This is a genomic window from Microbacterium lacusdiani, from assembly GCF_054779895.1.
In genome coordinates this window covers 340,502-354,816 of the sequence record NZ_BAAGXJ010000003.1, presented here as the reverse complement: position 1 = coordinate 354,816, position 14,315 = coordinate 340,502, and the positions used below count along the sequence as shown (strand labels likewise).

Annotated in this window: 17 protein-coding genes; 16 read left to right on the top strand and 1 reads right to left on the bottom strand. The window is 73.0% G+C overall.

What is annotated here, in order from left to right; all coding sequences use genetic code 11:
• Positions 1–2: 2 nt before the first annotated feature.
• The 10 genes from lepB to ACYVGN_RS03790 all read left to right on the top strand — a co-directional run bounded on the left by lepB (position 3) and on the right by ACYVGN_RS03790 (position 8,616).
• Positions 3–794, top strand: a complete 792-nt coding sequence (gene lepB, locus ACYVGN_RS03835) for a signal peptidase I (protein ID WP_460788872.1) — start codon at positions 3–5, stop codon at positions 792–794.
• Positions 794–1,465 carry a ribonuclease HII gene (locus ACYVGN_RS03830; protein ID WP_134745172.1) on the top strand — a complete coding sequence of 224 codons (672 nt, stop codon included), beginning with the start codon at positions 794–796 and terminating at the stop codon, positions 1,463–1,465. The genes lepB and ACYVGN_RS03830 overlap by 1 nt, the downstream gene beginning before the upstream one ends.
• A 79-nt stretch (positions 1,466–1,544) precedes the next feature.
• Positions 1,545–1,871, top strand: a complete 327-nt coding sequence (locus tag ACYVGN_RS03825; RefSeq protein WP_134745171.1) for a DUF2469 domain-containing protein — start codon at positions 1,545–1,547, stop codon at positions 1,869–1,871.
• Positions 1,872–1,965: 94 nt separating this feature from the next.
• A complete protein-coding gene (locus ACYVGN_RS03820) occupies positions 1,966–2,328 on the top strand; it encodes a YraN family protein (protein WP_055991182.1) in 363 nt (120 codons plus the stop codon).
• Entirely contained in the window at positions 2,325–3,848 is a 1,524-nt protein-coding gene (locus tag ACYVGN_RS03815) for a YifB family Mg chelatase-like AAA ATPase (protein ID WP_460788869.1), read from the top strand. Before ACYVGN_RS03820 ends, ACYVGN_RS03815 begins: the two co-directional genes overlap by 4 nt.
• On the top strand, positions 3,845–5,035 hold the full coding sequence (gene dprA / locus ACYVGN_RS03810) for a DNA-processing protein DprA (RefSeq protein WP_460788867.1): 1,191 nt from the start codon (positions 3,845–3,847) through the stop codon (positions 5,033–5,035). Before ACYVGN_RS03815 ends, dprA begins: the two co-directional genes overlap by 4 nt.
• A 103-nt stretch (positions 5,036–5,138) precedes the next feature.
• Positions 5,139–6,074, top strand: a complete 936-nt coding sequence (locus ACYVGN_RS03805; RefSeq protein ID WP_460788865.1) for an endo-beta-N-acetylglucosaminidase H — start codon at positions 5,139–5,141, stop codon at positions 6,072–6,074.
• Positions 6,075–6,218: 144 nt separating this feature from the next.
• Positions 6,219–6,932 carry a methionine ABC transporter permease gene (locus ACYVGN_RS03800; RefSeq protein ID WP_460788863.1) on the top strand — a complete coding sequence of 238 codons (714 nt, stop codon included), beginning with the start codon at positions 6,219–6,221 and terminating at the stop codon, positions 6,930–6,932.
• 50 nt (positions 6,933–6,982) lie between these two features.
• Complete coding sequence (locus ACYVGN_RS03795) at positions 6,983–7,723, top strand: MetQ/NlpA family ABC transporter substrate-binding protein (RefSeq protein WP_460788861.1); 741 nt, start codon at positions 6,983–6,985, stop codon at positions 7,721–7,723.
• Positions 7,714–8,616 carry a tyrosine recombinase XerC gene (locus ACYVGN_RS03790; RefSeq protein WP_460788860.1) on the top strand — a complete coding sequence of 301 codons (903 nt, stop codon included), beginning with the start codon at positions 7,714–7,716 and terminating at the stop codon, positions 8,614–8,616. Before ACYVGN_RS03795 ends, ACYVGN_RS03790 begins: the two co-directional genes overlap by 10 nt.
• 17 nt (positions 8,617–8,633) lie before the next feature.
• On the opposite strand, the gene ACYVGN_RS03785 is transcribed toward ACYVGN_RS03790, so the two are convergent.
• The gene (locus tag ACYVGN_RS03785) at positions 8,634–9,167 is read right to left on the bottom strand and encodes a peptidoglycan DD-metalloendopeptidase family protein (RefSeq protein WP_460788858.1); all 534 of its coding nucleotides are present in this window, start codon (positions 9,165–9,167) and stop codon (positions 8,634–8,636) included.
• 361 nt (positions 9,168–9,528) lie between these two features.
• On the opposite strand from ACYVGN_RS03785, the gene rpsB reads away from it, so the two are divergent.
• From rpsB to ACYVGN_RS03755, 6 genes are all read left to right on the top strand, one after another.
• The gene (rpsB, locus tag ACYVGN_RS03780; RefSeq protein WP_460788856.1) at positions 9,529–10,356 is read left to right on the top strand and encodes a 30S ribosomal protein S2; all 828 of its coding nucleotides are present in this window, start codon (positions 9,529–9,531) and stop codon (positions 10,354–10,356) included.
• A gap of 48 nt (positions 10,357–10,404) precedes the next feature.
• Positions 10,405–11,232, top strand: coding sequence for a translation elongation factor Ts (gene tsf / locus ACYVGN_RS03775; RefSeq protein WP_055991206.1), 828 nt, complete (start codon positions 10,405–10,407; stop codon positions 11,230–11,232).
• 120 nt (positions 11,233–11,352) lie between these two features.
• Entirely contained in the window at positions 11,353–12,072 is a 720-nt protein-coding gene (pyrH, locus tag ACYVGN_RS03770) for a UMP kinase (protein WP_134745163.1), read from the top strand.
• A 98-nt stretch (positions 12,073–12,170) separates the two neighbouring features.
• Positions 12,171–12,725, top strand: a complete 555-nt coding sequence (gene frr / locus ACYVGN_RS03765; protein WP_460789222.1) for a ribosome recycling factor — start codon at positions 12,171–12,173, stop codon at positions 12,723–12,725.
• Positions 12,726–12,728: 3 nt separating this feature from the next.
• Positions 12,729–13,748 carry a phosphatidate cytidylyltransferase gene (locus ACYVGN_RS03760; protein WP_460788854.1) on the top strand — a complete coding sequence of 340 codons (1,020 nt, stop codon included), beginning with the start codon at positions 12,729–12,731 and terminating at the stop codon, positions 13,746–13,748.
• Positions 13,745–14,296: a DivIVA domain-containing protein gene (locus ACYVGN_RS03755; protein WP_055991214.1), complete on the top strand. Its 552-nt coding sequence runs from the start codon at positions 13,745–13,747 to the stop codon at positions 14,294–14,296. Before ACYVGN_RS03760 ends, ACYVGN_RS03755 begins: the two co-directional genes overlap by 4 nt.
• The last annotated feature ends 19 nt before the right edge of the window (positions 14,297–14,315 follow it).

Below are 14,315 nucleotides of genomic sequence, written 5' to 3'. Positions count from 1 at the left end.
CCATGAGCAGCGAGCCCCCCGCCTCCGCAGCGCCCCTGCACCGTCGCGACGCGCGGGAGGCCGCGGCGCACGCCCCGCGGCGGGGCCGCGGCTGGCTCGCCTTCCTGCGCGACGTGCTCGTGATCGTCCTGATCGCGGTGGTCGTGTCGTTCCTCGTGAAGACCTTCGTGGTGCGCTCGTTCTTCATCCCGTCAGCGTCGATGGAGGACACGCTCGTCATCGACGACCGGATCCTGGTCGACGAGCTGACGCCCGACTGGTCCGGATACGACCGGGGCGACGTCGTCGTGTTCGCCGACCCGGGCGGCTGGCTCGACCCGACGCCCGAGCCGCCGCGGTCGCCGTTCGAGACGGGCGTGGACTGGCTGCTCAGTCTCGTGGGCCTGTCCGCCTCCGACTCCGACGACCACCTGGTCAAGCGCATCATCGGTCTCCCCGGAGACCACGTCGTCTGCTGCAACGCGTTCGGCCAGATCACGGTCAACGACGTGCCGATCGACGAGATGGGCTACATCAAGCTGCCCGCCGGCGACACCGAGGCGTCCGAGGTCGAGTTCGACGTGACGGTGCCCGACGGATCGCTGTGGGTGCTGGGCGACAACCGCGACCGGTCGAAGGACTCGCGCTACAACACGGACCAGCCCGGCGAGGGATTCGTGCCGCTCGACAACGTGGTGGGCCGGGTGTTCCTGCGGACCTGGCCGCTCGAGCGGTTCGGCCCCATCGACGGACACCACGAGGTGTTCGCCGGCGTGCCAGGGGCCGCCGACGCGATCGAGGAGGCGTCGCGCTGATGGCCGTCGCCGTGCCCACCCTGTCGCTGGAGCGGCGCCTGCTGCGCGAGACGCCGCTGGTCTTCGCGTGCGACGAGGTGGGGCGCGGCGCGCTGGCGGGTCCGGTCGCGGTGGGCGCCTCGGTGATCGACGCGGCGTCGGCGCGGCGTCGCGTGCCCGAGGGGCTGCGCGACTCGAAGCTCGTGCCCGAGCCGAAGCGGGCCGCCGTGGCCGAGCGCGCCGCCGGATGGGTGCGCGCCAGCGCCGTCGGGTGGGCCGAGGCCGACGAGATCGACGAGGTCGGCATCATCCGCGCTCTCGGGCTCGCGGCCGTGCGGGCGCTGGCGGCGCTCGAGGAGCTGGGCTTCGCCCCGGCGACCGGCATCGTGCTGCTGGACGGCAACCACGACTACATCACCCCCGTGTCGCGCCCGGCCGGCGGGGCGGGGCTCACGGTGCGGCCCGTCATCAAGGCCGACCGCGACTGCGCATCGGCCTCGGCCGCGTCGGTCATCGCGAAGGTCGCCAGGGACGCCCGCATGGTGGCCCTGCACGACGAGCACCCGCACTACGACTGGTGCAGCAACAAGGGCTACGCCAGCCCCACGCACCGCGCCGCGATCCGCGAGCTCGGCCTGAGCGCGCACCACCGGCGCTCGTGGGCGATCGCGGACGCCCCGACGCTGTTCTGACCGGGCCCGGGCCCGCCTCGGCGGCGTGCGCTCCGGGCCGGTCCGGCGCGCTCCCGCGCGGCCATAGGATGGAGTCACCATGGATGACGAGGTCTTCGACGACTACGACCGCGAACTCGAGCTGGCGCTCTACCGCGAGTACCGCGACGTCGTCTCGCAGTTCCAGTACGTGATCGAGACGGAACGGCGCTTCTACCTCGCCAACGACGTCAGCGTCGTGCGTCACGACACCGAGCACGACTTCTACTTCGAGCTGACGATGACCGACGTCTGGGTGTGGGACATCTACCGCGCCGACCGCTTCGTGAAGTCGGTGCGCGTCCTGACGTTCAAGGACGTCAACATCGAGGAGCTCTCGCGGCGCGACTTCCAGCTGCCCGAGGAGCTCTCGCTCGACGGCAAGTAGCCGGCCCTCGTCCACAGGCCGCGTCCACGGCCGGATCTCCGCCTGAGCGGCCGCCGGCCGCTCGCGCCGCCGCGATCCCCGGCACGCTCGGGGCATGGCACGCAAGGACGAGCTGGGCCGGGCGGGGGAGGACCGCGCCGCCGCGTATCTGACGGAGCGCGGGTACGAGATCCTCGACCGCAACTGGCGCTGCCCCGCGGGCGAGATCGACATCGTCGCGGCCCGACCTGGGCGCCTGGCGGTGGTCGAGGTGAAGACGCGCAGCGGGATCGCGTACGGGCATCCGTTCGCGGCGATCGACGATCGCAAGCTCGGCCGGCTCTGGCGGCTGGCGCTGGCGTGGGCCGCCGCCCATCCCGGACACGCGCGCCGCCGCCGGATCCGGGTGGACGGCATCGCGATCATCGGGCGCGACCCGCGCACGGCGACGCTCGAGCACCTCGAGGGGCTGCGGTGAGGGTCGCGCGCACGTGGGCCGTTGCCCTGACGGGTCTGCGCGGCGAGCTCGTCGAGGTCGAGGCCGACCTGACGGCGCAGACGCCCGAGTTCAAGCTCATCGGGCTGGCGGACAAGGCGCTCGGCGAGGCCGTCCGGCGCGTCACGAACGCGTGCGAGAACAGCGACATGCGGCTTCCCGACCGGCGCCTCACGGTGAACCTCTCGCCGGCCGGGCTGCCGAAGCAGGGAACGGGCTTCGACGTCGCGATCGCAGTCGCGGCGCTCGCGACGGACGGTCTCATGCCGCCCGAGTCCCTGGCGCGCACGGTGCACATCGGCGAGCTCGGCCTGGACGGGCGGCTGCGGCCGGTCCCCGGCGTGCTGCCGGCCGTGCACGCGGCCGCGCGGCGGGGCTTCGACCGGTTCGTCGTCCCGCACGCCAACCTCGCCGAGGCCGAGCTCGTGCCCGGCGTCGAGGTGCTGGGGGCCGTCAGCCTGGCGCAGGTGGCGCGCTGGCACGGCGCCGACGTCGAGGTGCCCGACGTCGAGCCCGTGCCGGGGGAGGCGCGGCGCCCGCGCGCCACCGAGCGCCTGGACCTGGCGGAGATCGTGGGGCAGCCCGCCGCGGTCGAGGCGCTGATCGTGGCCGCGGCGGGCGGGCATCACCTGCTCATGTCGGGGCCTCCCGGAGCGGGGAAGACCATGCTCGCGCGGCGCCTGCCGGGCATCCTGCCGCCGCTCGACGACGACGCCGCGCTCGAGGTCGCCTCGCTCCGGTCGCTGGCCGGGGAGCCCGTCTCGAAGCTGGACCGCACGCCGCCTTTCGAGGCGCCGCACCACTCCGCGTCGATCGCCGCGCTGATCGGCGGCGGCTCGCGCACGGCGCGACCCGGGGCGATCGCGCGCGCGAGCCGCGGCGTCCTGTTCGTCGACGAGGCGGCGGAGGCGCCCGGCGGGGTGCTCGACGCGCTGCGGCAGCCGCTCGAGCAGGGCCGGATCGAGATCCACCGCGCCGGATTCCGGGCGGAGTTCCCCGCGCGGTTCCAGCTCGTGCTGGCGACCAACCCCTGCCCGTGCGGCGAGTACGGCGTGCGGGGAGGCGCGTGCACCTGCGCGCCCAGCGTGATCCGGCGCTACCTGTCCCGGCTGTCGGGGCCCCTGCTGGACCGGATGGACATCGACCTGCGGCTGCAGCGCGTCGCCTCGTCGCACCATGACGGCACCGCGCCGGTGAGCACCGCCGAGGCGCGCGAGCGGGTCGCGGCGGCCCGGGAGCGCGCCGCGGCTCGGCTGCACGGCACACGGTGGCGGGTCAACGCCGACGTGCCGGGCGCGTGGCTGCGGCAGGGGCCGCGTGCCATCGCCCCGGACGCGCGGCGCACGCTCGAGACGGCCCTGCAGCGCGGCGCCATCACGCTGCGCGGCTATGACCGCATCCTGCGCGTGGCATGGACCATCGCCGACCTCGCCGGGCGCGACCAGCCGTCGACGGCCGACGTCGGCCAGGCCCTGTTTCTGAAGAAGGGGGTGACGGGATGAGCGAGCCCGGCGTGCTGCGGGACGGCGGCCTGCGCGAGGCCGTCGGCCTGGTCCTGTCGACCGTGACGGATCCGGACGTGCGCGCGGCCCGCCTGGTGTGGAGCGCTCTGGCCGAGCCTGGGGACTCCGTGGCCGGGTCCCTCGTGGCCGCGCTGGGCGCGGTGGACGCGCTGCGGGCGGTCGAGCGCGCGGCGGCCGGCGGCCTCGTGCCCGGCGTGCCGGGCGTCGAGCCGCGCGAGCTCGCCGTGCAGCTCGAGCGCTGGCGACCCCGCCTCGGCGCCCGGCTGCTCACGGCGGTGGCGCACGATGCGGCCCGGGCGGGCCTGACGCTGCTCGCGCCGGAGGGCGCGGTCTGGCCCGAGCGGCTCGCGGACCTCGGCGCGCACGCCCCGGTGGCGCTGTGGGTGCGCGGCGACGCCGCGGCGCTCGGCGCGCTCGACCGCTCGGTGGCGCTCGTCGGGGCCCGCGCGTCCACGGCCTACGGCGAGCACGTCGCCGGGATGCTCGCGGGCGACCTGGCGGGGGAGGGGGTCGCCGTCGTCTCCGGCGGCGCGTACGGCATCGACGGCGTCGCGCACCGCGCGGCGCTGGGCGCCGGCGGCCTCACGGTCGCCTTCGTCGCGGGCGGCGCGGATCGGGTCTACCCGGCCGGGCACGCGCACCTGTTCGCGCGCATCGCCGAGCGGGGCGCGATCGTGGGGGAGGTCGCACCGGGCGGCACGCCGACCAAGTGGAGGTTCCTCCAGCGCAACAGGCTGATCGCCGCCGTGAGCGCCGCGACCGTCGTTGTCGAGGCGGGCCGGCGCAGCGGCTCGCTCAACACCGCCGGGCACGCGGCTGCGCTCGGGCGTCCGCTCGGCGCGGTGCCCGGTGCCGTCACGAGCGCGACGTCCGACGGCTGCCATCGGCTGCTGCGCGAGTTCGACGCCACCTGCGTCACGTGCGCGGCGGACGTGCGCGAGCTCCTCGGCGAATGGGGCCCCGGCGGGGCGGCGCCCGCCGACGACCGCCCGCGCCCCGAGGCCATCCGCGTCCTGGACGCCCTCGCGGCGCGTGCGTGGCGCGATCTCGCGGAGATCGCGCGCCGCTCGGGAATGTCCTTCGCCGAGGTGCAGGCCGAGCTCGGCCTGCTCGAGCTCGACGGCCGGGTCGAGTCCTCGGCCGACGGATGGCGCCTGTCGCGGTGACGTTTCGATCGATTCGCGGAGCAGCCCTTGACTAACCACAGCTGAACCGGTCAAGTGAAGTCCGTGCGGGCAACGACGCCGGCCCGGAACAGGAGGAGCACCCGTGGGTGACGAGAAACTCTCGCGACGCGACATGATGCGGATCGCCGGCTCGGTCGCGGCAGGATCCGTCCTCGGAGCGGCGTCGATCGGCGCCGGATCCGCCGCGTTCGCCGCGCCGGGCGGCAACAAGCCCCGCCCCGTGAAGCTGGGCCCCGGCATGGTCTGCTACGTCGAGGTGAACAATCAGAGCATGCTCAACGTCGGGCGCTACAAGCTCGCCAAGAGCGGCGCGAACGCGTTCGACATCGGCATCGTCTTCACCTCGAACATCAACAACGACGGCACCGGCAGGGCCGTGCTGCACCACAACGAGAACGTGACCCGCGTGCTGCAGAACGTCGACACCGAGATCCGTCCGCTGCAGAAGCAGGGCATCAAGGTTCTGCTGTCGATCCTCGGCAACCACGGCGGCGTCGGCTTCGCGAACTTCCAGACCTACGAGGAGGCCGACGCCTTCGCGGCGCAGCTCGCCGACGCCGTGTACACGTACGAGCTGGATGGCATCGACTTCGACGACGAGTGGGCGCGATACGACCTCGGCCACACGGTCAACGCGTGGTCGTTCCCGTACCTGGTCAAGGCGCTCCGCACGCGGATGCCCGACAAGATCATCTCGCTGTACTGGTACGGCCCGATCACCGAGACGCTCGAGTACGAGGACATCCGGGTGGGCGAGCTCATCGACTACAGCTGGAACGCGCTCTACGGCACGTGGATCGTGCCGGAGGTCCCCGGGCTCGGGAAGGACGCGCTCGCTCCGGCCGCCGTGAACCTGACGGCGACCGATCCCGGCACGGCGACGCTGCTCGCGACCCGCACGGTGGCCGAGGAGTACGGGCTTTACAACACCTACAACCTGACGTCCGCGGACGCGTCGGCGTACCTGACGCCGATCACGATCGCGATGAACGGCGAGCGCACGGTCTACACCGGCTGATCGTCCCCCTGACCGGCCGCCCGTCCCCATCCCGTCGGGGGCGGGCGGCCTCTTCATGCCGCGGGAGGGCCTCGCGCCCAAGCGGCTCAACGCGGGAGCCTCGGATGCGGCCGTCGCGCGCGTCGAGCTCGAGGCGGTGGCGTCGTGAACGACACCTCGGAGTTCGAGCGCATCATCGCGCTGCTGCTGCCCGCGCTGGGTGAGACGCTCGCGATGGTCGCGATCGTCATGTTCCTCGTGGTCCTGCTCGGCACCCCGCTCGGCGTGCTCGTGTTCAACCTGTCGGAGGGCGGGCTGTTCCCGAACCGCCTGCTGCACGGCGTGCTGAGCTGGCTCATCAGCATCGGGCGATCGCTGCCCTTCCTCGTGCTCATGGCGGCGCTGATCCCGTTCACTCGGCTGGTCGTCGGCACGAGCATCGGCATCCCTGCGGCCGTGGTGCCCATGACCCTCGCGGGCACGGCGTTCTTCAGCCGGATCGTCGAGAACGCGATCCGCGCGGTCCCGCCGATCCTCGTCAAGGTCGCCCGCGCGTCCGGCGCCTCCAACGGCCAGATCATCACGAGCGTCCAGCTCAGCGAGGCCGTGCCCATCCTGCTCGGCGGCCTCACGATCAACTCGATCGCGATGGTCGACTACTCGGCGATCGCCGGCACGATCGGCGCGGGCGGTCTCGGCTACGTCGCCGTCACGTACGGCTACCAGCGGTTCGACCAGCCGGTCATGCTCGCGACGATCATCGCGCTCGTGCTGTTCGTCGGCGCGATCCAGCTGGTCGGCGACCGGCTCGTCCGTCGCGCGACGCCGGAGCTGGCCCGCTCGGCCGGCCGGCCCCGCCTGCTGCAGCGCGCCCGCTGATCCCGCACCCCACCCCACCCGAATACCCCACCCGAAATCGGAGCATCCCCATGACCGACACCCCCACGCTCGTCAAGCCGAGCGCCGGCGCCCCCGACGGGCCCGATCTCGAGCTCGAGCTCAAGCGCCGCCCGAAGTGGCCCTGGATCGTCGGCGGAGTCGTCGCGGCCGCCGCGATCGCGGCCGTCCTGATCGTCCCGCGCCTCGGCGGCACGGCCACGGCGAACGAGACGCCCGGCGCCACGCTCTACATCACGACCGTCGAGGGTCAGCCCACCGAGACCGCGCTCATCGAGTTCGTGGCAGAGGAGGTCGCGCCCAAGTACGGCATCGAGGTGGCCTTCCGCGGCCTCGCCGACAGCACGACCCTGAACCGCGCCGTGAGCGAGGGCGAGGTCGCCGGCACGATCTACCAGCACAAGCTCTGGCTGGGCCAGGTGCTCGAGGCCAACCCGGACTTCCAGCTCGAGGCCGCGACCCCCGTGTTCCGCTGGGGCTTCGGCCTGTGGTCGGACAGGTGGGAGAGCGTCGACGAGCTCCCGCAGGGCGCGACCGTCTCGCTGTACTCCGACCCGGCCAACGAGCATCCAGAAGCTCGTGGCCGCCTTCCAGGACCCGGCCGTCCAGGAGTGGCTCGCCACGAACGAGACGCCGCGCAGCATCCTGCTGCCTCTCGCCGGCTACTGAGCCGGCGCATCGACCGCGGCCCGGGGGACATCCGTCTCCCGGGCCGCGGCGCGTCCGCCGGGCCGTGGGTCCACCCGCGCGCGAAGCTGGAAGCGTGCTGCTGACCCGGGCGATCGAGGCGTTCGCGGCGCACCTGTCGACGGTGCGCCGGCTCTCGCCCGCGACGGTGAGGGCGTATCGCAACGACCTGCGCGATCTGCAGGCGACGATCGGGGATCTCGAGCTGCGCGACGTCGACCTCGAGCACCTGCGCGAGTGGCTGTGGCAGGCGACCAAGCGCGGCGACGAGCGCTCCACCCTCGCCCGCCGGACCTCGTCGGCACGCGCGTTCTTCCGGTGGGCGCACGAGGAGGAGCTCGTGCCCGCGGACCCCAGCCTCCGGCTCGTCGCACCGAAACGGGGACGGACGCTGCCGCACGTCGCCGCGGCCGAGGCGCTGGGCGGCGTGCTCGACCGGCTGGGGCAGGCCGCCGCCGAGGGCGACCCGGTCGCGCTGCGCGACCACGCGCTCCTGGAGCTGCTCTACGGCTCGGGCATCCGCGTCTCGGAGCTGTGCCGGCTCGACGTCGACGACCTGGATCTCGACCGCGCCACGGCGCGCGTGCTCGGCAAAGGATCGAGGGAGCGCGTCGTGCCGTTCGGCGCGCCCGCCCAGCGGGCGCTCGGCGCCTACCTGATCCGGGGGCGCCCCGCCCTGGCGGCCCGGGGCGCGGGAGCCGGTCCCGCCGTGTTCCTCGGCGTGCGCGGAGGCCGGATGGGGCCCCGCGCGGTGTACGACCTCGTCACGCGCGAGGTCGGGCCCGTCGTCGGCTCGAGCGCGGTCGGCCCGCACACGCTGCGCCACTCGGCCGCCACCCACCTGCTCGACGGCGGCGCCGACCTGCGCGCCGTGCAGGAGCTGCTCGGCCACGCCAGCCTCGGCACGACCCAGATCTACACGCACGTCTCGTCCGAGCGCCTCGCCGCCGCGTATCGACTGGCTCACCCACGTGCCTGAAGCTCGGGCCTGACACGTCAGCAGCAGGGCAGCAGCACGGCGCGGGGGACGCCGCCGAGCAGCAGCAGCGGATTGACGTACTCGCCGTGCAGGCGCACGCCGATGTGCAGGGAGCCGGGCGCCGCGTGGCCGCCCGCGGCGACGCGACCCACGACCTGCCCGCGTGCCACCGCGTCGCCGGGGGAGAGGTCGGTCTCGACCGGCTCCAGCGTCGACACCAGCCCGCCGCCGTGATCGATCGTGAGCAGCGGGCGGTCGACCACCGTCCCCGAGAACGCCACGACGCCGGCCGCCGGCGCGAGCGCATCCGCTCCCACGGCCGCCGCGACGTCGACGCCCCGGTGGCCGGGGCCGTACGCATGCGCGGGCGCGACGAACCGGGCGACGATCCGCACGCCGCCCGAGACCGGCCAGCGCCACGGCTCCGGTGTCTCGATGCGCGCCTCGGGATCCACGCCGCGCGAGGCGCCTCCCGCGGCCTCCGCCGCGCCGCCCACCAGGGCCAGCGCGAGCGCGAGCCCCGCGAGCAGACGCACCATCGGACGACGCATGATCCCAGCCTGTCGCCGACGGATGCGCGGCGGCGTCGAGGCCCGGCACCGCGCGGACAGCCGGGCCATCCGGAGCCCTGGGGACGAGCCTCGGAACGGCCGGTGAACACGGGCCGCCTGCGCGCGGCGCGCGGGGGCGCGCCTGATACACTGAAGGTCGCATCCCGTGTGTCGGGATGACTCCGCGTGCCCAGAGCGGCGCCCGGTCTCCGGATCGGGCGACGCGGCATCCACCCCCATCGGTCCCTCTCACGAGGGCGGGAGTGCGCCGGGCACCAGGCTCGCCGGTCGACGCCGGCAGATCAACCGCAATGGCATGCGCCGGCTCGCCCGGACGTGCCCAGATACAAGGAGACAGACCATGGCTGTGGTCACCATCCGCCAGCTGCTCGACAGCGGCGTGCACTTCGGACACCAGACCCGTCGGTGGAACCCGAAGGTCAAGCGCTTCATCCTCACGGAGCGCAGCGGCATCCACATCATCGACCTCCAGCAGTCGCTGACGTACATCGACAAGGCGTACGACTTCGTCAAGGAGACCGTCGCCCGCGGCGGCACCGTGCTGTTCGTCGGCACGAAGAAGCAGGCCCAGGAGGTGCTCGCCGAGCAGGCGACCCGCGTCGGCCAGCCCTACGTGAACGAGCGCTGGCTCGGCGGTCTGCTGACCAACTTCCAGACCGTGTCGAAGCGCCTCGCGCGCATGAAGGAGCTCGAGGAGCTCGACTTCAACGACCCGGCCGGCACCGGCTTCACTAAGAAGGAGCTGCTGCTCAAGAAGCGCGAGCTGGACAAGCTCCACAAGTCGCTGGGCGGCATCCGCAACCTCACCAAGACCCCGTCGGCCCTGTGGGTCGTCGACGCCAAGCGCGAGCACCTCGCGATCGACGAGGCCAAGAAGCTGGGCATCCCTGTGATCGGCATCCTCGACACCAACGTCGACCCCGACGACCTCCAGTACCCGATCCCGGGCAACGACGACGCCATCCGCTCGGTCTCGCTGCTGACGCGCATCATCGCCGACGCCGCCGCCGAGGGCCTGCAGCAGAAGCACAACCCCGAGGGCGACGCCGAGCCGCTCGCCGAGTGGGAGCGCGAGCTGCTCGAGCAGCCGACCGAGGCGCCCGCCGAGGCCGCTGTCGAGGCGCCCGCCGAGGCCGACACCCCGGCCGCCGAGTCCACCGAGAAGTAAGTCGTCCGGATCCGAACCGGATCCACCGAACCTGAGGAGCCAGAACCCATGGCCAACTTCACCATCGCCGACATCAAGGCGCTGCGCGAGCAGCTCGGCACGGGCATGGTCGACACCAAGAAGGCGCTCGAGGAGGCCGACGGCGACGTCGAGAAGGCCGTCGAGATCCTCCGTCTCAAGGGCGCGAAGGGCAACGCGAAGCGTGCCGACCGCTCGACGAGCGAGGGCCTGGTCGTCGCGCGTGAGCTGAACGGCAAGGTCACCCTGCTCGAGCTCGCGTGCGAGACCGACTTCGTGGCGAAGAACGAGCGCTTCATCGCGCTCGCCGACAAGGTCGTGGACGCCGCGGCCGCCGCCGGCGCCGACTCGGCCGAGGCCGCGCTGGCCGCCCCCGCGGGCGACCAGACGGTCGAGCAGCTGATCTCGGACGAGGCCGCCATCATCGGCGAGAAGGTCGAGCTGCGCCGCGTGCGCACGCTGTCCGGCGACGCCTTCCAGGTGTACCTGCACAAGACCAGCAAGGACCTGCCTCCGCAGGTCGGCGTGGTCGTGGCCTACACGGGCGGCGACGCCGAGACGGCTCGCGGCATCGCGCAGCACATCTCGTTCGCCAACCCGTCGTACCTGACGCGTGACGAGGTCCCCGAGGCCGAGGTCGAGAAGGAGCGCCAGCTCGTCACCGAGCTCACGCGCCAGGAGGGCAAGCCGGAGGCCGCCCTTCCGAAGATCGTCGAGGGCCGCCTCAACGCCTACTTCAAGCAGGTCGCCCTGCTCGACCAGGCGTACGCGAAGGACGACAAGCAGACCGTCAAGCAGGTGGCCGACGCCGCCGGCATCACGGTCACGGGCTTCGCCCGCTTCAAGGTCGGCGCGTAAGCAGCCGAGAAGGGGCCCGGATCCACGGATCCGGGCCCCTTTCCGCGCCCCGACGCGGGAGAACCCGGGGTGCTGCCGCCGTTACCGGTAGCGTGAGAAGGCGACGAAAGGGACACACACGTGATCGATGAGAAGACCGGGCGACGCCGCGTCCTGCTGAAGCTCTCCGGCGAGGCTTTCGGCGGAGGCCAGCTGGGTGTGAACCCGGATGTCGTCAGCCAGATCGCGCGCGAGATCGCCGAGGCGACCGACACGGTCGAGATCGCGATCGTCGTCGGCGGCGGCAACTTCTTCCGCGGCGCCGAGCTGAGCCAGCGCGGCATGGACCGCGGTCGCGCCGACTACATGGGCATGCTGGGCACCGTCATGAACGCCCTCGCCCTGCAGGACTTCCTCGAGCAGGCCGGCGCCGCCACGCGCGTGCAGTCGGCCATCGCGATGACGCAGGTCGCGGAGCCGTACATCCCGCGCCGGGCGGCGCGCCACATGGAGAAGGGCCGCGTCGTGATCTTCGGCGCCGGCGCCGGCCTGCCGTACTTCTCGACCGACACGGTCGCGGCGCAGCGCGCGCTCGAGATCGGCGCCGACGAGGTGCTCGTCGCCAAGAACGGCGTGGACGGCGTCTACACCGCCGACCCTCGCACCGACCCGACCGCCACGAAGCTCGACACGGTCAGCTACTCGGACGCGCTCGTCCAGGGGCTCAAGGTCGTCGACTCGACCGCGTTCAGCCTCTGCATGGACAACCGGATGGACATGCGCGTGTTCGGCATGGAGCCCGCGGGCAACGTGACGCGCGCCCTGCGCGGCGAGAAGATCGGCACGCTCGTCACCGCCTGATGCCGCCCGGCGCGACCGCACCGCGCGGCCGCGCCGTCTCCGTCGGCGCCGCGCCGCGCCGACTAAAGTGGATGCAACACCTGATGAATGGAGTCACCGTGATCGCGGATGTCCTGGCAGAAGCCACCTCCCGCATGGACCGCGCCGTCGAGGCGGCGAAGGAGGACTTCGCGACGGTCCGCACGGGACGCGCGAACCCGCAGCTGTTCCAGAAGCTCCTCGTGGACTACTACGGCACGCCGACGCCGCTGCAGCAGCTGGCCGCGCTCGCCAACCCCGAGGCCCGCACCCTGATCGTCACGCCGTACGACAAGTCGGCGCTGAAGGCGATCGAGGAGGCCATCCGGAACATGCCGAACCTCGGGGCCAACCCGACCAACGACGGCAGCATCGTCCGCATCACGATGCCCGAGCTCACCTCGGAGCGCCGCAAGGAGTTCGTCAAGCTCGTGCGCAGCAAGGCCGAGGACGCCAAGGTGCGCATCCGCGGAATCCGCCGTCAGATCAAGGACGACCTCGACTCGCTGAAGGACGAGATCGGCGAGGACGACATCGCGCGCGGCGAGAAGGAGCTGGACGCCATCACGAAGGCGCACGTCGACAAGATCGACGAGGCCCTCAAGCACAAAGAGGCCGAGCTTCTCGAGGTCTGATCGATGACCGACGTTCCCGAAGGCAAGGGCGGCGCGCCGGATCCGGTGCACCCCCGGCCGTCGACCCCGCGCCCCGAGCACGGCACCGACTTCCACGCCAGCATCCGCGCCGCGCGCACGGAGTTCGAGCAGCACGTGGCGCAGGCCAAGCACGAGTTCGAAGAGCGCAACGCGCGCATCAAGCAGCGCACGGGGCGCGACCTCATCCGCGCGACCGCGATCGGCGTCGGCATCGGCGTGATCACGGTGTCCTCGCTGATCTTCGTGAAGTGGACGTTCGTGCTGTTCGCGCTGGCCGCCGCGGTGCTGGGCGTGTTCGAGCTGACGCGCGCTCTGCAGGCGGGCGGACGAAGGATCGATCTCGTGCCGCAGCTCGCCGCGGCCGTGCTGCTCGTCGTGTCGGGCTTCCTCGGCGATCCGTGGCTGCACTGGTCGATGCTGTTCATCGCGATCGCGCTGGTCGTCGTGTGGCGCCTCCTGGCCCAGATGGCGGCCCAGGACGGCCGCGAGTACGTCGACGTGCTGCGGGACGCCGTGGCGAGCGGGTTCATGACGGTCTACGTGCCGTTCCTCGCCAGCATGGCCGTCGTGCTGCTGCGCGAGGAGGGCGGCGAGTGGTGGGTGCTGGCGTTCATCATCATCGTGGTGATCGCCGACACGGGGGCCTACGCCGCGGGACTCGCGTTCGGGAAGCACCCGATGGCGCCGCGCATCAGCCCGAAGAAGACGTGGGAGGGCTTCGCGGGCGCCGTGGTCGCGTCGCTCGCCGCCGGCGCGCTGCTCGCGCAGTTCATGCTGGGCATCCCGTGGTGGGCGGGCCTGATCGCGGGCGCCGTTCTGGTCGCGACCGCGACGGTCGGCGACCTCGGCGAGTCCATGCTCAAGCGCGACCTCGGGATCAAGGACATGAGCTCGTGGCTCCCGGGACACGGGGGAGTGCTCGACCGCCTCGACAGCATCCTGCCGTCCGCCACGGCGGCGCTCGCGCTGCACCACCTCCTCGCCCCGCTGGCCGCCGCATGACCGGCGCGCCGCCGTTCCCCGCGGCCCGCGGACGTGAGAAGGGCTACGACCGCGCGGCGGTCGACGCGTTCCTCGCGGAGGCGCGCGCCGCCTTCGAAGCGGGCTCCGAGTCGGCGCTCGACGCGCGCACCGTGCGCGAGACGGCGTTCCCCCTCCGGCGCGGCGGGTACGACGTGGGTGCCGTGGATGCGGCGCTGGCCCGCATCGAGGACGCGTTCGCGGCCCGCGAGCGGGAGCGGGCGATCGCCGAGAGCGGCCCGGAGGCATGGGTCGAGCGGGCTCGCGCCGAGGCCCAGGTCATCCTCGACCGGCTGACCCGGCCGCGCGGCGAGCGCTTCGACCGGGTGGGGCGCCTGGCCTACGGCTACGCCCCCGACGAGGTCGACGCGGTCGCCGAGCGGCTCACGCGGTTCTTCGAGTCGGGTGACCCGGTCACGGTGGAGCAGGTCCGCGCCGCGGCGTTCCGGCCCGTGCGCGGCGGCTACCGGGAGGAGCAGGTCGACGCCGTGCTCGACGCGGTCGTCGACGTGATGCTCGCGGTCCGCTGAGGCCGCATCCGGCCCCGCG